This is a genomic window from Enterobacter sp. WCHEn045836, assembly GCF_003965585.1.
GTDB classification, from domain to species: Bacteria; Pseudomonadota; Gammaproteobacteria; order Enterobacterales; family Enterobacteriaceae; genus Enterobacter; species Enterobacter dissolvens.
Map to the genome: position 1 here is coordinate 32,591 of NZ_RXPT01000008.1, position 20,284 is coordinate 52,874.

21 protein-coding genes are annotated in these 20,284 nt (G+C 55.8%); 17 read left to right on the forward strand and 4 right to left on the reverse strand.

Annotated elements, in window-relative coordinates; all coding sequences use genetic code 11:
* Positions 1-67 precede the first annotated feature (67 nt).
* Positions 68-559, forward strand: coding sequence for a DoxX family protein (locus tag EKN38_RS11940; protein WP_014832532.1), 492 nt, complete (start codon positions 68-70; stop codon positions 557-559).
* 112 nt (positions 560-671) lie between these two features.
* Positions 672-1,835: a methyl-accepting chemotaxis protein gene (locus tag EKN38_RS11945; RefSeq protein WP_014832531.1), complete on the forward strand. Its 1,164-nt coding sequence runs from the start codon at positions 672-674 to the stop codon at positions 1,833-1,835.
* A 629-nt stretch (positions 1,836-2,464) separates the two neighbouring features.
* On the opposite strand, the gene EKN38_RS11950 is transcribed toward EKN38_RS11945, so the two are convergent.
* Positions 2,465-4,303 carry a flagellin gene (locus EKN38_RS11950; RefSeq protein WP_014832530.1) on the reverse strand — a complete coding sequence of 613 codons (1,839 nt, stop codon included), beginning with the start codon at positions 4,301-4,303 and terminating at the stop codon, positions 2,465-2,467.
* Positions 4,304-4,603: 300 nt separating this feature from the next.
* On the opposite strand from EKN38_RS11950, the gene fliD reads away from it, so the two are divergent.
* Genes fliD through fliT form a run of 3 tightly spaced genes read left to right on the forward strand, consistent with a single transcriptional unit; the run spans position 4,604 to position 6,845 of the window.
* The gene (fliD, locus tag EKN38_RS11955; protein WP_014832529.1) at positions 4,604-6,079 is read left to right on the forward strand and encodes a flagellar filament capping protein FliD; all 1,476 of its coding nucleotides are present in this window, start codon (positions 4,604-4,606) and stop codon (positions 6,077-6,079) included.
* Positions 6,080-6,124: 45 nt separating this feature from the next.
* On the forward strand, positions 6,125-6,532 hold the full coding sequence (gene fliS / locus EKN38_RS11960; protein WP_014832528.1) for a flagellar export chaperone FliS: 408 nt from the start codon (positions 6,125-6,127) through the stop codon (positions 6,530-6,532).
* Positions 6,525-6,845, forward strand: coding sequence for a flagellar protein FliT (fliT, locus tag EKN38_RS11965; RefSeq protein WP_014832527.1), 321 nt, complete (start codon positions 6,525-6,527; stop codon positions 6,843-6,845). Before fliS ends, fliT begins: the two co-directional genes overlap by 8 nt.
* A gap of 213 nt (positions 6,846-7,058) precedes the next feature.
* Here fliT and EKN38_RS11970 read toward each other — a convergent pair whose 3' ends face one another.
* From EKN38_RS11970 to flgA, 3 genes are all read right to left on the reverse strand, one after another.
* Positions 7,059-7,502 carry a flagella synthesis protein FlgN gene (locus tag EKN38_RS11970; RefSeq protein WP_014832526.1) on the reverse strand — a complete coding sequence of 148 codons (444 nt, stop codon included), beginning with the start codon at positions 7,500-7,502 and terminating at the stop codon, positions 7,059-7,061.
* Between the two features lie 17 nt (positions 7,503-7,519).
* A complete protein-coding gene (gene flgM / locus EKN38_RS11975; protein ID WP_014832525.1) occupies positions 7,520-7,813 on the reverse strand; it encodes a flagellar biosynthesis anti-sigma factor FlgM in 294 nt (97 codons plus the stop codon).
* 69 nt (positions 7,814-7,882) lie between these two features.
* Entirely contained in the window at positions 7,883-8,581 is a 699-nt protein-coding gene (flgA, locus tag EKN38_RS11980; protein ID WP_014832524.1) for a flagellar basal body P-ring formation chaperone FlgA, read from the reverse strand.
* A gap of 248 nt (positions 8,582-8,829) precedes the next feature.
* On the opposite strand from flgA, the gene flgB reads away from it, so the two are divergent.
* From flgB to EKN38_RS12040, 12 genes are all read left to right on the forward strand, one after another.
* Complete coding sequence (gene flgB / locus EKN38_RS11985; RefSeq protein ID WP_014832523.1) at positions 8,830-9,240, forward strand: flagellar basal body rod protein FlgB; 411 nt, start codon at positions 8,830-8,832, stop codon at positions 9,238-9,240.
* A gap of 6 nt (positions 9,241-9,246) precedes the next feature.
* The gene (gene flgC / locus EKN38_RS11990; RefSeq protein ID WP_014832522.1) at positions 9,247-9,651 is read left to right on the forward strand and encodes a flagellar basal body rod protein FlgC; all 405 of its coding nucleotides are present in this window, start codon (positions 9,247-9,249) and stop codon (positions 9,649-9,651) included.
* A gap of 8 nt (positions 9,652-9,659) precedes the next feature.
* The gene (locus EKN38_RS11995; protein WP_014832521.1) at positions 9,660-10,367 is read left to right on the forward strand and encodes a flagellar hook assembly protein FlgD; all 708 of its coding nucleotides are present in this window, start codon (positions 9,660-9,662) and stop codon (positions 10,365-10,367) included.
* Between the two features lie 26 nt (positions 10,368-10,393).
* Complete coding sequence (gene flgE / locus EKN38_RS12000) at positions 10,394-11,581, forward strand: flagellar hook protein FlgE (protein ID WP_014832520.1); 1,188 nt, start codon at positions 10,394-10,396, stop codon at positions 11,579-11,581.
* A 9-nt stretch (positions 11,582-11,590) separates the two neighbouring features.
* A complete protein-coding gene (locus tag EKN38_RS12005) occupies positions 11,591-12,328 on the forward strand; it encodes a flagellar basal body rod protein FlgF (RefSeq protein WP_014832519.1) in 738 nt (245 codons plus the stop codon).
* Positions 12,329-12,347: 19 nt separating this feature from the next.
* The gene (gene flgG / locus EKN38_RS12010; protein ID WP_014832518.1) at positions 12,348-13,130 is read left to right on the forward strand and encodes a flagellar basal-body rod protein FlgG; all 783 of its coding nucleotides are present in this window, start codon (positions 12,348-12,350) and stop codon (positions 13,128-13,130) included.
* 62 nt (positions 13,131-13,192) lie between these two features.
* Positions 13,193-13,879, forward strand: coding sequence for a flagellar basal body L-ring protein FlgH (locus EKN38_RS12015; RefSeq protein WP_014832517.1), 687 nt, complete (start codon positions 13,193-13,195; stop codon positions 13,877-13,879).
* Position 13,880: 1 nt separating this feature from the next.
* Positions 13,881-15,008, forward strand: coding sequence for a flagellar basal body P-ring protein FlgI (locus tag EKN38_RS12020; protein ID WP_043951663.1), 1,128 nt, complete (start codon positions 13,881-13,883; stop codon positions 15,006-15,008).
* A complete protein-coding gene (gene flgJ / locus EKN38_RS12025; RefSeq protein ID WP_014832515.1) occupies positions 15,008-15,934 on the forward strand; it encodes a flagellar assembly peptidoglycan hydrolase FlgJ in 927 nt (308 codons plus the stop codon). The genes EKN38_RS12020 and flgJ overlap by 1 nt, the downstream gene beginning before the upstream one ends.
* 93 nt (positions 15,935-16,027) lie before the next feature.
* Positions 16,028-17,665 carry a flagellar hook-associated protein FlgK gene (flgK, locus tag EKN38_RS12030; RefSeq protein ID WP_014832514.1) on the forward strand — a complete coding sequence of 546 codons (1,638 nt, stop codon included), beginning with the start codon at positions 16,028-16,030 and terminating at the stop codon, positions 17,663-17,665.
* Between the two features lie 10 nt (positions 17,666-17,675).
* Positions 17,676-18,587 (forward strand): flagellar hook-associated protein FlgL, encoded by a 912-nt coding sequence (gene flgL / locus EKN38_RS12035; protein ID WP_014832513.1) that lies wholly within the window; start codon positions 17,676-17,678, stop codon positions 18,585-18,587.
* Positions 18,588-18,638: 51 nt separating this feature from the next.
* Complete coding sequence (locus EKN38_RS12040) at positions 18,639-20,264, forward strand: methyl-accepting chemotaxis protein (protein ID WP_014832512.1); 1,626 nt, start codon at positions 18,639-18,641, stop codon at positions 20,262-20,264.
* The last annotated feature ends 20 nt before the right edge of the window (positions 20,265-20,284 follow it).

Below are 20,284 nucleotides of genomic sequence, written 5' to 3' on the forward strand. Positions count from 1 at the left end.
TATACTGAGTAAAGACAGGATATTGAATTTATTACACAGTATTTTATTTTCTTTACAAGGATGACCGATGGTATCTGTTAAGCGTTTTATGCAAACGTCCGATCTGCCCGCCATGTTTCCCGTATTTATCTGTCGTCTGGTCGTCGGAATATTTTTCTTTACCGCCGGGTTTAATAAATTATTCGTAACGGAAAACCAGCTGCTGATGGTGGATACCCTGCACGACGCGGGGATCCCTTTCCCGGACGTAATGGCGGTCATCGTCTCTTTTCTGGAATGCAGCATGGGGCTGCTGTTGACGCTCGGGTTATTCAGCCGCGTTAGCGCGCTGGTACTGATGATGATCAGCACCGTGGCGTTGGCAACTATTGGTATTTATACCATTCCGCACGGGCTTAATTTGATTGCCTGGTTGAGCTGGCTCTTTTATCTGCCCGAGACGCTGTATATCGTGCTCTGTCTGCTTCCCCTGACCTGGGGCGGCACGCTGTGTAGTCTTGACGGCTGGCTGGTGAAACGCTGGGTTAATGTGCGCAAAATTGTTTTTGTGGACGAGTAACACAAGTGTGCGGTTATCAACGGTTTGAAGAGCATATTTACTGACGTCTGCATAATAAAATAGCCCTGTAGAGGTAGCGTTGTGCTGCCGTTAAAAGAACAGGGCTGTTGTCATGGTTTTTATCGTTATTTTAGTCGTTATTTTTATTACCCTGGTGATTCTGGTGCAGGCTGGGGTCATGCCCTGGTTTATTCGTACCGAGGGGCAGCGTCTGCGTACGCAGGTTGATGCTCTGGCAACCCAGTTACGTGAACAGCTCGACAGGGTTGAAGCGCAGCAGCGCTCAGTGACCGAAAGTGTGGTCACCCTGAAAAGCTTTGCGCTGGATAAAAGTGCGCCGGGCGATACCGATCCCGGCGAAGAGACGGGCTCCAGCCGTCAGTTCTTCAATTCACTGGTCAAAGAGATCGGCGAGCGCCTTGGCGGCCGCGCCTGGATGGTGGATAACACCGGGCGCATCATTGGTGATGCCGCCGGTGCGCCGACGGTACAATCTCTCAACGATGCCAGCCTGCCGATGGCGGTACCGCTGCGTTCGCTGTTGGCCCAGTCGGGTGAAGGGATGCGCCATACCCGTTTTCGCAGCGCCAGCGGCGAACATACGCTGGTGGTGACGCCCATCGCTGAGACACCGTGGGTTGTGGCCATTGATGTTCCCACTCGTCGGATGGGCGAACGCCCGGGCATACTCCTGCATAAACCGTGGCCGCTGGCGGCCTTGCTGCTGGTCTCCACCTTGACGCTGCTGCGCAGTCTGAACCTCCACCTTTCCCGACTCAACGAAGAGCTGCCGTCACAGCTGAAAACCGAGCAGGGTGCGCCGTTGCCGCCGCTGATGCAGGAGATTGGCGAGCAGGTAAGCATGATTGCGCGGGCAGCCAGCGCGATTGCTGAGGAAAATGAGCGCCTGCTGCGGGTGCCTGAAGCGAACGGTAATCTCCTCGCCATGCTGAGTGAAAGCACCACCGGCGTGGTTCAGGCGATGAACGCCCTGCATGATGCCGCGCTGCAGATCGCCGACAGTAGCGGCGCGCTGGTGCAGCTGGCGAGCCGTGCCTATAGCTACTCGCTGCACAACGAAGAGGGCATTTTTGCCGTCGAGTCACGCAATCTGGCGAGCCGTTGCGCCCGCTCTTCAAAAGAACTCCGGGCGCTGATTGACGACGCGATGATGCAGGCGCAAAGCGGGGCGCCCTCGGTCACGCAGAATAACAGCGTGCTGATTGAAGAGGTTTATACGGTCGCGAATACTTTACTTCAGCGCACAGGCAGCTAGCCGGGTGGCGCTGCGCTTACCCGGCCCACTTTCGGGGATTTTATCGGCCGGGTAAGGCGTAGCCGACACCCGGCACAAATCTGGAAGCCGCCTCGCAATCCCACAAGTCACCCTCTGTAATACGTGATTTATCCTGTTATTCGTTTCTATCCCAACGTAAAGTGCCCGCGTTGCGGCAATATCCGCAGCCGGGCGTGAGAACCTGAAAATACAAGGCGGTACCGAAGCGACCTGCAGGTTTGCTCCTTGTGATTCATTTCTCATCTCTCCGAAGGCTTTCATATGACGATTCTGTCCGCACTTTCTTCTTTCTCTCGCGACGATTTCTCCAGCAACGCATTGCTCGTGACGCCGCGCCGTCGTGCATGCCGGGGACTGCTGGCAGGACACGCTTATACCGGTTCACTATGCGCAGGCGCTGTCACAGGCAATACTGAGAAATACCCTGGCGCAGGAGGTGAACATCGCGTTGATAGGATTACATTCGCGTTGATCCTTGTAGGCCCGTGCAAGCGCAGCGCCGCCGGGCAATGCGCACAGAGTACAAATACAAAAAAGCCCTCCACCAGGGAGGGCAAACCGCGCGTGAGGCACGCGCGTAATGACAATGTAAGGTGGTTATGTCCAGATTAACGCAGCAGGGACAGCACGTTCTGCGGAACCTGGTTGGCCTGGGCCAGTACGGAGACACCTGCCTGTTGCAGGATATTCGCACGGCTCATGGCGGATACTTCAACAGAGAAGTCGGCATCCATGATGCGGGATTTCGCTTCCGTGGTGTTGATGATGTTGGTGTTCAGGTTAGCAATGATGGAGCTGAAACGGTTCTGAACGGCACCCAGTGCGGCACGGAAGTCAGCGACTTCGGTCAGCGCGCCGTCGAGGTTGGACAGCAGACCAGTCATTGCGGCTTCTTTCTTGATGAAGGCTGCGTCATCAGTACTTGCATCCGTGGCTACAGGGGCGGTAGTGTTATCAGCGAACGTCAACTCCTTCACCACTTCCTTACCGGTTGAGTCCGTACCAATGGCAAAGTACTTGGTTTTCCCGCTATCGGTAGTGGCAGAGAACAGCTGCATACCCGATGCTTCAACATCCATGTCCGGACCAAAAGCCGCAATAGAAATTTCATCCAGCTTCGCTTTATTCAGTGAAACAGTAGTACCATCCTCTGCTGTTAAGGAACCGCCTTCTTCCAGCAGGGTGGCTGAGCTCAGTGGATCACCGCTGGCACCTGCTGCTACTTCCTTGATGTATTCAGCTTCTGCAGCACGCGCAACTTTGATTGAGGCAGTCGTAACGCTACCATTATCTTCCAGGGTGAAGGACTTCACCTCATTGTTATTGTCAATCGCGTAATAAGTGTGTGCAGTTCCGCCAGTAACAGAGAAAATCTTCATTCCCGAGGTGGCGACGTCACCACCAAACAAGCTGGTAGAAAGCGTATTGAGTTGCGAGTCATCAAGGGTAAGGGGGTCGCCGTTTTTATCCGTGAGATCCTTAGCCATCAGCGTTGCATTTGTAAGCGTGTTCTTACCATTCACCAGCACGTCGGCATCCAAATCATCAAGAGCGGCGGCAGTTGGTTGAGGGGTTCCCTTAATTTTCGTTACAGGATTAGCACCACTAGTATCAACCTCGAACTCGACGTTTATTTCCTGTACTCCGCTATCACCTTTTACGAAGAAACGCACATTGGTGCCATCATCATAGGTATATACATCCGACGCAGTGCCAACGTCATTCGCTGCAGCCTTAAGAGTGTTAATATCCGCAGTTGTGAGTTCGTATTCCGGATCGGTATCTGCGAGGTTGAGTTTTGCTGCAGCGAATTTATCCCCATTAGACCCTTTATCACCTGCATCCTCGAACTGACTTGCTAATACCGAACCCGCACGACCAGTAATTCCTGCTCCGCTCACGGTAATACCGAGATCCTCGAAATCAGCCAGGAATTTATCCAGACCCAGGGTTTCCAAATCCAGTTTGTTGAGCGAGATATTGATGGTGTCTTCGTCTTTATCACCGATCTGAATAGTAATATCTTTTTTTTCAAACACTTTCACGCCGTTGAAGTTGGTGCTTTTCGCTACGCGGCCAATCTCTTCCAGACGGGTGCCGATCTCTTTCCTGATGGATTCCAGGTCGCTTTTTGAGTTAGTCCCATTTTTGGCCTGCACGGTCAGCTCGCGGATACGCTGCATGTTTTCGGTTACTTCTTCCAGCGCACCTTCGGTGGTCTGTGCCAGGGAGATACCGTCGTTGGCGTTACGGGCCGCCTGCGTCATACCGCGGATGGAGGAGGTGAAGCGGTTAGAAATCGCCAGGCCCGCGGCATCGTCCTTCGCGCTGTTAATACGCATACCGGAAGAGAGACGCTGAATAGCGGTACCCAGAGAGCTCTGAGATTTGTTCAGGTTGTTCTGCGCCATCAGGCTCAGTGCGTTGGTATTAATGACCTGTGCCATTGTTATATCCTTCTAAGTAATAACGAAATGAGAGATATGCGTTAATTGCGTCGCATACTGAATTCATCGGGGGGAATGAAAATGACTAAATTATTTTTTTCGATTTTTTTGTCATTACTGAAAATGGCATCAGAAATGCCGCTAATTACCCGAATGGCTAAAAACAATTAACCAATAAACGTACATCTCTGTTATCCGCACGTCTGTGCGTTGTTCGCGTATATATGAAAAATTAAACTTCCTTCTTTATTCCCCGATAGAAAAGTAACAGGTCATCCCTTTACAACAGGAAACATCATTATGGTATCAACCAATTTTTTAGGTATGGGCTCGGGTCTGCCTTTTGAGGAACTGCTGGCAAAGGAGCGTGCGGCCAGTTCAGTCAAGCTGAACCCCTATCTGCAAAAACAGAAAACCTATAACGGGCAAATTTCCGCGTGGGGGTCTATTTCCAGCGCGCTCAGCACGATGAAGGATACGCTCGGCAAGCTGGAAGATGAGGGCTTTAACGGCGTCAGCGTCAGCGATAACAAAACCTTTAAGGCCACGGCGGGGAAAGGGACTATCCCGAACAGCTACTCCATGGCCGTGGAGAAGCTGGCAAAAGCGCATCAGCTGGGGGTGACGCAAGATTCACGAGAGAAGGATATCGGTGACAGGGCCGCGACCGTCACCATCGAGATGAAAGGCAGTGACAAACCGCTGGTGGTGGAACTCGAGCCAGACGAAACGTCCCTCGATGATATTGCCAAAAAAATCAATGCGCAGAAGGGCGACGTTGCGGCTGAAGTGGTGACGGTGAAAGACGGAGAACACAAGCTCGTCCTGACCTCGAAAAAAACCGGTAGCGACGGTGAGATGACGATAAAGGTCGCAGGGGATCCTGCTGTCAAAACGGCGCTTGAGGGGGCTAATGACGTCACTAAACCCGAAGATGCCGTTGTCTGGCTCAACGGCGATCGGATCGAACGCAGCACTAATACCATTAAAGATTTGATTACCGGCGTAACTCTTGAACTGCGAGAAGTGTCTGAGAAAGACCCTGATGCCGACCCATCAGCGCCACACCCCTTCAAAACCGAATCCCTCACCATTACCGAAGACACCTCAAAGGTGAAATCACTGATCGAGGCGTTCGTGAAGAACTACAACAGCTACCTCAGTACCGTCGCCAGCGCCACCAAATACACGGCACCCGATCGCGACAAACTCGCGGAGGGCGAAATCCCGCTGCCTGACGCCAACAACGGCGCACTGTTCAGCGACGGCACCCTGCGCCGTCTGACCAGCCAGCTGAAGGCTACCGTAGGCGGTGAGTACAGGGATGCCGGGGATGTGATCACTTCTCTTGGCCGTCTCGGGATCACCGTCACTTTCGACGGTGAAACTGGTGAGGATCGTAGCGGCACGCTCGGCACCCTCACCATTGACAGCAAAAAGCTCGATGCCGCCCTGAAGGACAACCCCAAAGAGGTGGAGGCGCTGTTCCTCGGCAAAGGGGGCAATGAGGGGATTAAAGACCGTATGGATGGGATATTTAATACCTATCTTGGCGATAAAGACGCTATTGAGAAGAAAGAGGGCGCGATCGAAACCACGCTGGAGTCCCTGCGCGAACAGGAAAAACGCATCGGCAAACAGATCACGGCGGTGCAAAAGCGTATCGACGAAGCCATGCTGCGCCGCGAAAAGGAGTACATGCGCCTGGATAAAGCGATGAGCGATATGAAAAATATCGAAAACAGTCTGGTGAGTTCTCTGGCTTCATTAATTTAATACTTACTTATTACCGGGCAGGCTGCTGCCCGGCAGGATTTGACGATGTACACCAAAACAGGCAACAGTGCCTACACCGCTGTCTCACTCGACAGCCAGATTAGCGGCGCCACGCCGCACCAGCTGATCGTCCTGCTGTATGACGGGGCGATTAACGCCATGAAGCGGGCAGAGATTTACTTTCAGTCCGGCAATATCGCCCGCCGTGGGGAGATGATCTCCCGCGCCATCAATATTATCGACAACGGCCTGCGTGCGGGCCTTGACCACGAGAAGGGGGGGGAAATCGCCGAGGAGCTGGAGAGCCTGTACGAGTATATTTCGCGCACGCTGCTGGAGGCCAACCTCAACAAGTCCGGCGAGAAGCTTCCGCACCTCATTACCCTGATGACGGGGATGCAGGAAACCTGGCAGGCCATCGCCCCACAGCAGAAGCAGGTGAAGCATGGATAACGATGTGATTGAGCTGATTGAACAGCTGCTGGTTAGCAACGAAAAGTTGCGCCAGCAGGCCGATGCCGGCGAATGGGATGTGTTTCTTGACGAGTCCGTGGCCTATACCATGGGGATGAGGACGCTGTGCGACATTGATTTAACCCAGCTGGCGCCGCACAACAAGCCGCAGGTCAGTGCCCAACTGGCGACCCTGCTGGAGCACGATGCCCTGCTGACGCGCGCCATTCAGGGGCGTCTCAACGCCATCAGCACCGAACTTTCCGGCATGCGTAAAAGCCGTACGATGGCAAAAGCCTACACCTCTGTTTAATTTCCTTCCTGATTGCCGGGTGGTGCTGTGCTTCCCTGGCCTACCCCTCACCCTGGCCCTCTCCCCAGAGGGGAGAGGGGAAAAAGCAGACCTGCGCTGTCATCACAAACCGCACCCAACAGTCCTCTCGCCCCTCTGGGGAGAGGGTTAGGGTGAGGAGCCAAAAAAAAAGCCCGCCGAAGCGAGCAAAGAGGACAACGCAGACAAGAAAAGTCAGATGCTGATGTTGTATTTGCGTCCTGAGGGCAGCTGGCTGGATTCCCCCGCAGGGCCATACAGCGCGTTGGCGTGACCAACGTGGTCAATCGCCTTCTGGATGTGCTGATTTTTCTTCATGTGGCTTTGCAGCAGGGATTCCACCTGCTGATTCAGCGCTTTGGTGCTGCGCACCTTTTCATGCACCTGCTGCCAGCTGGCGAACAGCTTGCCGAGCCCTGGGTAGGGGGCTTCGGTGCCGCAGCTTTGCTCCTGCTGGCGGCGCATATCGTCGTAATACTGGAGCGTCGTCAGCAACTGGTTTTTGTTGTCGGCCAGCACCTGCAGCGACACCGGGTTGATCTGCGTGCGGTTGAGTTGATTGACCTCTTCAATCATGATCGCCTCCAGTTCATCCAGAGACGTTTTCATCTGCGTGAGTATCGGATAAAGCTTGTCCATAAGGGGCCTGCTAACAATTAAAACTGAAACATGTCCTGCACCATCGCCTGAGCAATTTTCTCAGGTTCAATGCGCAGAGTACCTGTCGACAGCGCGGCGCGAAGTTCATTGACGCGCGCGTAATCCACATCGCGGCTGTCGTCGGTCTGGATCTTTTTGGTTAATTCGCTCAGGGTGACGTTCGTATTGTCGCGCTTGTCTGAACGTGTTGCGGCAGCGTCACGTTCCTGAGGCTGCGTACGGGCGCGCAGATCCTGAGTCGGGGCGATTTTCGCAATCGGCGCGGTGGTCTGGCTGCTGTTGATGCTCATGGTTGTCCTCGCAAATCAATTTATATACTCAATACTTCTTTCATCGGTGATTCACAGAAAACCTAAAATTTATTGTTGAGAAATGATCATCACCTGTCCGTCAGCACCGACTTTGCCGCTCACGGTGCGTCCGCCCGAGGTTTTTACCTTCAATACGTCGTCCACCGACGCGTTATTCAGCGCCTTGCCCTGGCTGCGAATACGAAAGCCGGAACCGGTGGTGACCAGGTCCACCGTCTGCCCGGCACGCAGCCGCCACTGCTGGCGCAGCTGGTTTTCTAACAACGGTTTACCGGCGTCGATGGCGCGCGTGAGGCGCTGACCAATAATCGCGTCGGCGTTAAAGATTAAGCCGCCGGGCTGGTTGTCCAGAATGCCGGTAACGGGCTCAATGTCGCTGCGCTGCACAATCGCGCCACCGGGCAGGCTCTGGCTGGCAATCCACCAGGTGCCCTGGGCGCTAATGCGCACCGGCAAAAAGTGCCGACGTGCGCCGCACTGGGCCAGCACCGTGCGTTTGCCGGTCAGACGACTATCGCGCCCCACCAGGCTCAGATCCGGGTTCTCACACACGGCGGCCAGTTGTGCTGGGGTAGCGAGCAGGGTCGCGGTGCGCACAATCTCGCTGCCGCTCTCGGGCTGTTTGATCAGGGCGTCCAGCTTAAGCATCAGGCGCTGCTTCGCCGTCTGGTCAGAGGGCACGCTGGCTGCAGCGGAGGCAGAACAGAGCAAGACGGCTACCGCCGTGCTGAATAATCGGAGCTTCATCTTATTGCCTTAATAAAAAATTTACTCTATAAAAGGTGGCTAAATTATATACGCAGAGTCGGGTCTTTTATTGCCTTAAATAATGACACTTTTGTCGCCATTTAAATTCATCGACGTTTTAACGCACTCTTCATTATTTCTATTTCCCTAAATAGGCTTATTTCTGTCGGGTCTTCGCAGTGTGATATTTCACCCGTGCTGACTACACTATCGCAGTTTAAATAACGCGAGACAGGAGTCCTGTTGTCATGAATAAACTTGATGACGCCTTTCGCTTTCAACAGCAGGCGTTAGGTTTGCTGTCGCGCCGTCAGGATATATTGGCTTCAAATATTGCGAATGCCGACACCCCTGGCTACCAGGCGCGAGATATTGATTTTACTCAGCAGTTAAAAAACGCCATGGAAAATAACACCATGGCGAAATCACCCGTATCACTGGCCTTAACGTCAAATAAGCATATTGAAGGTAAAGCGATGCCGTTTGACGACAGTCAACTGCTTTATCGCATACCGGACCAACCGAGTGCCGACGGCAATACCGTGGATATGGATCGTGAGCGCGTCAATTTTGCGGATAACGCCGTGAAATATCAGTCGGGACTGACGTTCCTGGGCGCGGATATTAAGAAAATGATGACTGTGCTCAGTCAGGGGTAATAAACGATGTCGCTTTTTAGCGTATTTGATATTTCAGGCTCGGCGATGGCGGCTCAATCCCGCCGCCTCAACGTCAGCGCCAGCAATATGGCCAACGCCGACAGCGTGGCGGGGCCGGACGGTCAGCCGTACCGCGCCCGTCAGGTGGTGTTTCAGGTCGACAACCAGGTCGGTCAGGAGATTGGCGGCGTACAGGTCAGCGACGTGGTGGAGAGTAGCGCCCCGGATCGCCTGGTGTATGAGCCAGGTAATCCGATGGCGGATGAACAGGGCTATGTACGCATGCCCAACGTCAATGTGATGAACGAGATGGTGAACACCATTTCAGCCTCACGCAGCTACCAGGCCAACGTGGAAGTGATGAACTCCGCCAAAAGCCTGATGCTGAAAACACTCACGCTTGGTCAGTAAGGACGAATATGGCGGTCTCTTCGATTAACAACAACAGCGGCGCAGGTGACACCGGTACCGGCAACAGCGCGGCGGATCTGTCGAACCAGTTTATGACGCTGCTGGTGGCGCAGATGAAAAACCAGGATCCCACCAACCCGATGGACAACAACCAGCTCACTTCACAACTGGCGCAGTTCAACATGGCGGCGGGTGTCGAGAAACTCAACAGCTCCGTGGCCGGCGTGCAGGCGATGATGGTCCAGCTTGGCAGCATGAGCGCCTCCTCCTGGATAGGGCGCAGCGTGCTGATCGAAGGGGAGGCGAAAGTCTCCTTTGGCGAATCAGGTATTGGCATCACCCAGGAAGGGGTGGAACAGCCGGGCGGTTCGGACGATTTCCAGTTCGCCCTGTCGGGAGATGCCGAAACGGTGACCGTCACGCTGGAGGACAGCGAAGGGAATGCCTACACCGCCGAGCTGAAAAACGTCAAGCAGGGGATGAACACCTACAACCTCGACGATCTGGAAAACTTCAAGCCTGAGCCGGGGCCGCCGCGCGATCGCGAATATACCCTCTCCTTTACGGCCAGTAACGCAGAAGGCGATAAGCCGGAAGTCTACGGCCTGATTCAGGAGCAGGTGAAGGGGGTCACCATGAGTCCGAGCGGACCGATTCTGCACCTGCTGGACCACGATCCGATTTCGATGGGCGATGTTTACGTCATTCAAAAATAATCTTTTTTACTTTCTGGAAATTAATTATGGGTTTTTCACAAGGTCTTAGCGGCCTGAGTGCCGCAGCAAAAGCGCTGGACGTGGTGGGCAACAACATTGCCAACTCACAGACCGTGGGGTTTAAAGCAGGCTCCGTGTCATTTGCCGATATCTTCGCGGGTGCGACGGGGATGGGGGTACAGGTTGCGGGTGTGGACCAGAATTTTGGCCAGGGCGGACCCGCGACTGGCGGTTCGGCGCTGGATATGATGATCAATGGCAACGGTTTTTTCCGCATGGTCGACGAGGCGGGCAGTGTGTTCTACGGGCGCAACGGCCAGTTTAAGGAGAATGAGAGCGGGTTTATTATCAACAAAACAAACGGCATGTTTTTAACCGGCTACCAGGCGACAAACGGCGTGATTAACCCGGGTGCCCAGGTGGGACCGATTCAAATTCCTAAAGACGATATGCCTGCGGCGGCGTCGGCGAACGGAACGCTGAAGGGTAACCTGAAGTCAGATGAAAAGATCATCACCGACGCCTTCAACAAGGATGACGATAAAACCTACAACTACACCAGCGAAATTCAGGCGACCGATAGCCTGGGGAATAAGCACGCGGTTAAAGTCTATTTTGTCCATACGGCAGAAGGACAATGGAAAGCGTATGCCGAGGACTCCACCTCTTCTGATGGTATGGTCAACATTGATCTGAATTTTGACACCAGCGGCAATATCGTGGGTGCGGCGGAAATGACCGTCAAAGGCAAACCCTATAACGGCTCGGCAGCACTGGAGCTTAAGCTGGATCTGACGGGACTCACCCAAAATGCCGGGGATATGCAGGTCCTGGTGGGAGAGATCGACGGTCAGGCGCCAGGTAAATTCAACGCTTATGAAGTGAGCGACACCGGCGAAGTGATCGCTATCTACAGCAATGGCAAACGTCAGACCGTGGCGCAGGTGGTGCTGGCGGACTTTGCCAACGTGGGCGGTCTGGCCCAGCAGGGGAACAACCTGTGGGCGGAAACCGCGCAGTCCGGCCAGCCGTTCCTCGGTACCTCCGGTACTGGCAGCTTTGGCGATATCACAGGCGGCATGCTGGAATCTTCCAACGTGAACCTGGGCGACGAGATGGTCAACATGATCGTCTACCAGCGCAACTACCAGTCCAACTCACAAACCATCAAAACCCAGTCTGAAGTGCTGCAGACGCTGGTTAACCTGCGTTAAGGCTGAACGATGGATCGCGCTATCTATACCGCCATGAGTGCCGCCAATGCGGCGCTCAACCGCCAGGCGGTCACCTCAAACAATCTGGCAAACAGCTCCACCGCAGGCTTTCGCGCCCAGCTGGCGGCGTTTCGTTCCGTACCCATCGAAGGGGAAAGCCTGCGCACCCGCGCATTGGTGGCGGAGTCAACGCCGTTTCACGACACCACCATGGGGCCGATTACCCATACCGGCCGCAGCCTCGACGTGGCATTGCCGCAGAACGGCTGGCTGGCGGTAGCGATGGACGACGGCAGCGAAGGCTACACCCGCAACGGCGCTATCGAGGTGGATCAGGATGGGGCGCTCAGCGTCAACGGCCGTCCGCTGATGGGCGACGGCGGGCCGCTGGAAGTACCGCCGCAGTCGCACGTCACCATCGGCAGCGACGGTACCGTCTCGGCGCTCGGCATGGGCGATGACCCGACGATGCTGGTGCCGGTGGGTCGCCTCAAGCTGGTCAACGCGGAGATGAACAGCATGGTTCACGGCGATGACGGACTGTTCCGCACCGCGGGCGGCGAGATGCTGGCGCAGGACGAAACCCTGCGCCTGACCCCGGAGGCCATCGAAGGCAGCAACGTCAGCCCGGTACAGGCCATGACGCAGATGATCGCCAACTCCCGCGGCTTCGACATGAATATGAAGGTGATCCGCACCGCCGACGAAAACGCCCAGAAGGCCAACCAGCTATTAAGCGTGAGCTAAGGCCGCGCAAGGAGTCACTATGATTCGTTCTTTATGGATCGCAAAAACCGGGCTGGAAGCACAGCAGCTCAATATGGACGTCATCTCCAATAACCTGGCGAACGTCAACACCAACGGCTTTAAGCGTCAGCGCGCCGTGTTTCAGGATCTGCTCTATCAGAACATGCGTCAGCCTGGCGCGCAGGCGACTGAGCAGAACACTCTGCCAAGCGGTCTGCAGCTGGGCACCGGCGTGCGTCCGGTTTCCACCCAGCGTATTCACACCCAGGGCAACATGAACCCAACCGGGGATGAGTACGATGTCGCCATCGAAGGTGCAGGCTTCTTCCAGGTGCAGATGCCGGACGGCAGCACCGCCTACACCCGTGACGGCCACTTCTCGAAAAGCCCGGATGGCCAGCTGGTGAATGCCGAAGGCTACCCGATCCAGCCAGGGATCGTGATCCCACAGGATGCCACCAAACTGAATATCGGCAGTGACGGTATTGTCAGCGTGAAGGTGCCGGGTCAGGCGGAAGAACAGCAGATTGGCCAGCTGACGCTGACCACCTTCGTCAACAATGCAGGTCTCGAAAGCATCGGTGGCAATCTCTACAAAGAGACCCAGTCCTCCGGCGCGCCGAACGAGCTGAACCCGGGCATGGAGAGTGCGGGCACCCTGAAGCAGAGCTACGTGGAAATCTCCAACGTCAACGTGGCGGAAGAGCTGGTGACCATGATTCAGGTGCAGCGCGCTTACGAAATCAACAGTAAGGCGGTGTCGGCATCGGATCAGATGCTGCAGCGCCTTTCCCAGCTGTAATCCTCTCTCTGGCCGCTCGCGCGGCCAGACATGTTATCGACACTGAAATGAAAATATTGTCTATGCACATTCCGGCGGCCGCGCTGCTGGCAAGCACGCTGCTGCTCGGCGGCTGCGCGCACATTATGCAAAAGCCCCTTGTTGAAGGTCCGACAACGGCAACACCATTACCGATGGCACCGGCAGCGACCGGCGGCTCACTGTTTCAGGCCGGGCAGGGGATGAACTACGGCTATCAGCCGATGTTTGAAGACCGCCGCCCGCGTAACGTGGGCGACACGCTGACGATCCTGCTGCAGGAGAACGTGAGCGCCAGCAAAAGCTCCTCCGCCAGTGCCAACCGTAATGGATCGGCCGGTATGGGGCTGATTGCGGTACCCTCAAAACTCAACAGCTGGCTGGGCGATGGCAAAGCGGATTTTGAAGCCGAAGGCAAAAATGATTTCGCAGGCAAGGGCGGCGCGGCGGCGCGCAACACCTTTACCGGCACCATCACTGTGACCGTGAAAGAGCTGCTGCCCAACGGCAACCTCGGCGTGGTGGGTGAGAAGCAGATCGCCATCAACCAGGGCACCGAATTCATCCGCTTCTCCGGGGTGGTGAACCCGCGCACCATCAGCGGCAGCAATACCGTGCCGTCCACCCAGGTGGCGGACGCTCGCATTGAGTATGTCGGCAACGGCTACATCAACGAAGCGCAGAACATGGGCTGGCTGCAACGCCTGTTCCTGAACCTTTCTCCTTTCTGATATGACCATGAAAAAAGAATCTATCCTGTTTTTTCTCAGCATCCTGCTCTACGGCATGACGCTGGCGGTACCTAAAGTGGTACACGCGGAACGTATCCGCGATCTGGCGACGGTGCAGGGCGTGCGTTCCAACTCCCTGATGGGCTATGGCCTGATTGTCGGTCTTGACGGGACCGGCGACCAGACCATGCAGGCGCCGTTCACCGGCCAGAGCCTGAACAACATGCTCTCGCAGCTGGGGATCACCGTTCCGGCGGGCACCAATATGCAGCTGAAAAATATCGCGGCGGTGATGGTCACCGCCGAGCTGCCGCCGTTTGCCCGTCCGGGCGACAAGCTGGACATTGTGGTCTCCTCGGTGGGCAACGCCAAAAGCCTGCGCGGCGGTACGCTGCTGATGACCCCCCTGAAAGGGGCGGATAACCAGATCTACGCCATTGCCCAGGGCAACATTCTGATCTCCGGTGCGGGCGCGCAATCGGGCGGCAGCCGTGTGCAGGTGAACCAGCTTAACGGCGGACGTATCAGCGGCGGAGCGACCGTGGAGCGGGAAGTGCCGAACGATTTCGCCACCCAGAGCATTGTGCGCCTGCAGCTCAACGAGACTGACTTCTCGCTGGCGCAGCAGGTCAGCGATGCCATTAACCAGCGCTACAGCGGCGGGGCGGCGATACCGGAAGATGCCCGCACCGTGCGCCTGTTCGCGCCGCCGGACGGTCCGTCCCGCGTGCGTTTCCTGGCCGACATTCAGGACATTCCGCTACGGGTGAACGTGCAGGACGCGAAGGTGATTGTGAACTCGCGTACCGGCTCGGTGGTGATGAACCGCCACGTCTCGCTCGACTCCTGCGCGGTGGCGCACGGCTCGCTGACGGTAGAGGTCATGCAGAACAACATTATCAGCCAGCCCGATACGCCATTTGGCGGCGGGGAGACGGTGGTGGTACCGCAGACCGATATCTCGGTGCGCGACAGCGGCGGTTCGCTGCAGCACGTGCGCAGCAGTACCGATCTGAACGCGGTGATCCGTGCACTGAACAGCCTGGGTGCCACGCCAAACGAGCTGATGTCGGTTTTACAGGCAATGAAAAACGCCGGCTGTCTGCGGGCGAAGCTGGAGGTGAACTGATGAACGCCTTCGACAAGCTCGATCAGCCCGCCTTTGATGTCCGTTCGCTGGATACCTTAAAACGGGAGGCCGGGCGGCAAACGCCCGGCGCGCTGAAAGCGGCGGCAAAGCAGATGGAGGGCATTTTCGTGCAGATGATGATGAAGAGCATGCGCGATGCCACCTTTAAGGACGATCTGCTGAGCAGCCAGTCTTCCGAGATGTACACCGCCATGCACGATCAGCAGGTGGCGCAAAATATTGCCGGGAGTGGTCAGCTCGGCTTTGCCGATCTTATCGTCCGCCAGCTGGGCGGCGAGCGTGAGGCACCTGCCGCAACGGTGAGCACGCCGGGACGCGACTTTATACGACCGGATCTTGCTTCGGCGCCGGCCACCGGGCCACTTCGCCTGCCTGCGCCGGTGTCGTTCGCTAAACCGGCGGAAGGGGCGCATCCGTTTATTGCCCGTCTGCTGCGCCCGGCCCAGGCGGCCGCGCAGCAAAGCGGGCTGCATCCGCACCTGATCCTCGCCCAGGCAGCGCTGGAGTCCGGCTGGGGCAAGCGCGAAATCCCGGCGGCGGATGGCCGACCGAGCCACAACCTGTTCGGCATCAAAGCGACCGGCGACTGGCGCGGCAAAACTACCGAGATCACCACCACCGAATACCTCAACGGTGTGAAGCAGAAGGTGAAAGCCGCGTTCCGCGTCTACGACTCGTACGAGCATGCACTGGCGGACTACGCGAAGCTGCTGACAAAAAATCCGCGCTATCGCGGCGTGGTGCAGTCCGGCTCGCCAGAGCAGGGGGCGAAGGCGCTGCAGGCGGGCGGCTATGCGACCGACCCGGCGTACGCCAAAAAGCTCATCACCATTATTCAGAAGGTGAAAGGCGATATTCAGCAGGGTGTGAATGCCTATAAACACGATCTCGATAAAATTTTTTAGAGAATTTTCTAATCACCGATGAAATAAGCAGAGACATGAACTTTCTGGCCCGGACGCGAACCCGGGCCTGCAAACAGGGAATATCCGGATCTTATGAATAACTTATTTAACCTGGCGAGAGGCGGCCTGAGCGTTGCACAGGCGGCACTGCGCGTGACGGGCGATAACCTGACCAATGGCCTGTCCGGCACCTACAGCCGCCGCAGCCTGATCATCGGCGAACTGGGCGGCATGACTACCGGGCAGGGCTTTTTCGGTTACGGGGCACGCGCCGGTGGTGTCGAGCGTGCGTACGACGCGTTTGCCAACAATCAGTTGCGCGGATCACTTTCTCACTTCGCCGCACTCGCGGGGCGAAATGAACAGCTGGCGGACATCGATAATATGCTGGCCGACGAGTCCGATAACGTTTCGGTCTCAATGAACGATATGTTTACGGCCATGGCAAATCTGAGCAGTGATCCGTCTGATCCTCCGGGGCGAGTCGCGGTCTACACCTCCCTGGGTACGCTGGCGAATCGTTTTAACGCCAGCGCCAGGCGCCTGACCGCGCTGGAAAAGAGCACTAACACCCAGATCGAACAGAGCACCAAAGATATTAACAGCTACACCCAGCAGCTGGCGGAGCTGAACAAACAGCTGGAACGTGCCCAGGGGAATGGCGCTCCGCCTGCCGACCTGCTCGACCAGCGCGATGCGCTGCTGGAAAAGATGAGCGAACACATTGGGATCACGGTGACCGAAGACAAAACCTCGGGTCGGGTTGACGTGCTCCTGTCTGACGGTCGTCCGCTGGTTTCCGGGGACAGAGCGTATAAGCTGCAAACCTCGCCCTCGGATAGCGATCCCAATAAAACCATCGTCTCCTACGTGGATGCGAACGGTAAAGCCTCGCCGCTGGATGAAAGCAGCATCACCAAAGGTCGCCTGGGCGGGTTGTTTAAATTCCGTAACGAAGACCTGACCGTTGCCCGTCAGGAGCTGGATCAGATCGCCTTTAAAATGGCGAACCGCATGAACGAACAGCATGCGCAGGGCTATACGCCAGACGGAAAACCGGGTGGGGATCTCTTCTCCCTGGCAGATATCAAAGCCTATGCCAACGCGAAAAACACCGGGACCGGCAAGCTTGAGGGGATAACCGTCACCGATTACAAAAAGGTGACATCGGAAAATTATACCCTCATCAGTGATGGTGCGGGTGGATGGACCGTCAAAGGCGCTGATGGACGTGATGTCTCGGCTACTGTCGTTGGGGGTACGCTTAGCTTTAACGGAATTGAGATCGATGTATCAGGGGGAGGGTTTGCCAATGGCGACACCTTCACCCTTAACCCGATGGCAGGTGCTGCGGAAGGGATAACCCGCAACATCGCCAGCGCACAGGAGTTTGCGACAGCGGGGGATAAAGATGGCGGTCCGAGTGATAATAAGAACCTCGATGCGCTGCGCAAAATTCAGGATGAAAAGCTGATTGGTGAAAACACGTTAACTGAAGCCTATGCCAGCCTGGTGGGAACCATTGGTGACCATGCGCGCGGCGTGAAATCTGAGCTTGCCAGCGCCGAAACGGATTTCCAGACCAAGTACGACACCAAGCAGGCCCTCTCTGGCGTCAATATGGACGAAGAGTACATCAACCTGGATATGTTTAAGCAGTATTACAACGCCAACGCGCAACTGCTGAAAACCGCTACCGATATGTTTGATGCCCTGCTGTCTATCCGATAAGGAACCGATGATGCGATTAAGTACGCTGTATATGTATAAAAATAGCGCGGAGGCCATGACGAAGCGCATGAGCCAAAGCAATGATGTTTATTTGCGCATGTCGGCAGGCAAAATGCTGCTGAAAGCGTCGGACGATCCGGCTGCTGCAACCGACGCGGTGAAGCAGCAGGACGCGCTGGCAAAGCTGGAGATGTACAGCAGCGTGCGCTCCCTGGCACGCGGTGCGCTGGAGCATCAGGATAATATTCTTAATGGGGTGGGGAATTTATTAACCACGACGCTGAAGGAAAAAATTATTGCGGCGAAAAGCGGTACCTACTCAGCGGAGGATCGTAAGGCGTTGGGAGAGGAGATCAAAGGCATCCGTGCCAATTTGCTCGACTTAGCGAATAACCGCGACGCCAGTGGAAACTATATTTTCTCTGGTTTTAAGACCGATACCCCCGCGTTTGATGAAGTGGGTAATTACCGTGGTGGAGACGAAGCGCGCAGGCAAACCGTGGCTGACGGAACTGAAATGCAGGTCAGCCATCTGGGTAAGGAGGTCTTCGGCGACATTTTCATGGTGCTGAATGATGCCGTGGCCGCGCTGACCGCTGACCCTGACGGTGCTGATTACGACAAGAACCTCGAAGCCGCTCTCAGCGCTGCAAGCCTGGCAGTGGATGAGGGTATTAACCGTCTGGGTAAAGCCCAGGCCGAAATCGGGACCAACCTGCAGCAGCTTGACGCGCTGGATCTCTCCGGTGCGGTGCTGATCAACGACACCATTGTGAAAGTGCAGAACGCCATCGGTTCTGATACCAGCAAGCTGGTAACGCTGGTGTCGGAATCGCAGATGTCAGAGCTGGCCTTTAATGCGTCGATGTTCGTCTACAAAAAAATGCAGTCGATGAACCTCTTTACTATGTCCTCCAGTTAACCGTTTAATTGACTCCCACAGGCACCGGCCATATACGGCCGGTGAAAATCTATGTTAACGAAACTCAAAATTTATAGCGCAATCAGCCTGATTATTGGCCTGTTTGCGATGATGCTGTTTGGCGTAACGGCCTATTCTGTTTATGACGCCGTCTCCAATAACAATAATTTTAAACGCATTGTGGTGGCTTCAGATAATAACGATCAGATGCGCGATGCGGCTTATAACATCAGTGCGGTCATGGCCAATACCAACGGGCTGATGCTGCAGGCAGCGTTGGGTAATCCGGTTTCTGAAAATGTCGCCAGACATACGGTGAATGTGGTGAAACTTGCGCGCCAAAATATGGATGCGTTTATGGCCTCGCCGTTTAATACCGAAGAAGAGAGCCGTCTGGCGGCTGAAGTGAACGCGGCGTTTAACGAGGTGTATAAAGTTGCCAACGTTAAGCTGGGTTACCTGCAAAACCCGGCTGGCTATACCGGCTCGCTGGAAAACGATATGGAGCTGCGCACCGCGCTGCGTAATAAGGTCGATCAGTATACGGATGCCAGCGCTCGCATGAGTGAAAGCTATATTCATGCCTCCGAGCGTGGCTACCAGATTATGTTGGGTGTCGGGATTGCTGTGCTGATTCTGGCCGTCGGGCTGCTGCTCGCCGTGCGTTACTGGCTGCGCCATACCCTGGTGCGTCGTATGGAGACCACGGTTGAGATGCTGCGTCGTGTGGCCGCGGGCGATCTCAGTCAGCCTATTGAGGCTGGCAGCAAGAATGAAATCGGCCATATGTTGACTGAGCTGGAGACGATGCGTACCTCCCTGACCAGTACTATTCTTGGGATCCGCGACAGCGTGCAGCGTATTCACACCAACGCCCAGGAAATTGCCCACGGCAACAACGATCTCTCCTCCCGCACCGAAGAGCAGGCGGCAGCGCTGCAGGAGACGGCGGCCAGCATGGAGCAGATTAAAACCACCGTGCGTCAGAATGCCGATAACGCCCATGCGGCGCGTGAACTGGCGGAAAGCGCCAGCGCCAATGCCCATAACGGCGGAGAGGTGATGCAGAGCCTTGAGCAGATCATGGCGCAAATAACGACCAGCTCGCGCCAGATTGCCGATATCAACGGTGTGATCGACAGCATTGCCAACCAGACGAACATTCTGGCCCTGAACGCGGCGGTGGAAGCGGCGCGAGCAGGTGAGCAGGGGCGTGGTTTTGCGGTGGTGGCAGAAGAAGTGCGCAACCTGGCAAAACGCAGCGCCGATGCGGCCAAAGAGATCAACCAACTGATCAACACTAGCGTGAGTAATATTGATACCGGTTCACGTCAGGTCGGACAGGCCAGCACGGTGATGCAGGAAATTGTGACCTCTGTTGCACAGGTGACGCAGATCATGGGCGAAATCACCTCCGCGTCTGACGAGCAGAGCGCGGGTATCAACCAGATTTCGCAGGCGGTCAATGAAATGGATCTGGTGACCCAGCAGAATGCGGCGATGGTGGAAGAAGCGGCGATGGCGGCGGGGGAACTGGAAGCACAGTCCGATGCACTGGAGAAACTGGTGGCGCAATTCCGGCTGAATCACGAGAGCACCGTGACGAACGTGACCGTGCAGGCGAATAAGCCGCAGCGTCAAAAAGAACCTGACCTGGCCCAGTGGGAAACCTTTTAATCTTGTTAATTACCGCTATT

Coding starts and splice junctions, on each gene's coding strand:
- EKN38_RS11940 (WP_014832532.1), top strand. CDS start 68: ATGGTATCTGTTAAGCGTTTTATGCAAACGTCCGATCTGCCCGCCATG.
- EKN38_RS11945 (WP_014832531.1), top strand. CDS start 672: ATGGTTTTTATCGTTATTTTAGTCGTTATTTTTATTACCCTGGTGATT.
- EKN38_RS11950 (WP_014832530.1), bottom strand. CDS start 4,303: ATGGCACAGGTCATTAATACCAACGCACTGAGCCTGATGGCGCAGAAC.
- fliD (WP_014832529.1), top strand. CDS start 4,604: ATGGTATCAACCAATTTTTTAGGTATGGGCTCGGGTCTGCCTTTTGAG.
- fliS (WP_014832528.1), top strand. CDS start 6,125: ATGTACACCAAAACAGGCAACAGTGCCTACACCGCTGTCTCACTCGAC.
- fliT (WP_014832527.1), top strand. CDS start 6,525: ATGGATAACGATGTGATTGAGCTGATTGAACAGCTGCTGGTTAGCAAC.
- EKN38_RS11970 (WP_014832526.1), bottom strand. CDS start 7,502: ATGGACAAGCTTTATCCGATACTCACGCAGATGAAAACGTCTCTGGAT.
- flgM (WP_014832525.1), bottom strand. CDS start 7,813: ATGAGCATCAACAGCAGCCAGACCACCGCGCCGATTGCGAAAATCGCC.
- flgA (WP_014832524.1), bottom strand. CDS start 8,581: ATGAAGCTCCGATTATTCAGCACGGCGGTAGCCGTCTTGCTCTGTTCT.
- flgB (WP_014832523.1), top strand. CDS start 8,830: ATGAATAAACTTGATGACGCCTTTCGCTTTCAACAGCAGGCGTTAGGT.
- flgC (WP_014832522.1), top strand. CDS start 9,247: ATGTCGCTTTTTAGCGTATTTGATATTTCAGGCTCGGCGATGGCGGCT.
- EKN38_RS11995 (WP_014832521.1), top strand. CDS start 9,660: ATGGCGGTCTCTTCGATTAACAACAACAGCGGCGCAGGTGACACCGGT.
- flgE (WP_014832520.1), top strand. CDS start 10,394: ATGGGTTTTTCACAAGGTCTTAGCGGCCTGAGTGCCGCAGCAAAAGCG.
- EKN38_RS12005 (WP_014832519.1), top strand. CDS start 11,591: ATGGATCGCGCTATCTATACCGCCATGAGTGCCGCCAATGCGGCGCTC.
- flgG (WP_014832518.1), top strand. CDS start 12,348: ATGATTCGTTCTTTATGGATCGCAAAAACCGGGCTGGAAGCACAGCAG.
- EKN38_RS12015 (WP_014832517.1), top strand. CDS start 13,193: ATGCACATTCCGGCGGCCGCGCTGCTGGCAAGCACGCTGCTGCTCGGC.
- EKN38_RS12020 (WP_043951663.1), top strand. CDS start 13,881: ATGACCATGAAAAAAGAATCTATCCTGTTTTTTCTCAGCATCCTGCTC.
- flgJ (WP_014832515.1), top strand. CDS start 15,008: ATGAACGCCTTCGACAAGCTCGATCAGCCCGCCTTTGATGTCCGTTCG.
- flgK (WP_014832514.1), top strand. CDS start 16,028: ATGAATAACTTATTTAACCTGGCGAGAGGCGGCCTGAGCGTTGCACAG.
- flgL (WP_014832513.1), top strand. CDS start 17,676: ATGCGATTAAGTACGCTGTATATGTATAAAAATAGCGCGGAGGCCATG.
- EKN38_RS12040 (WP_014832512.1), top strand. CDS start 18,639: ATGTTAACGAAACTCAAAATTTATAGCGCAATCAGCCTGATTATTGGC.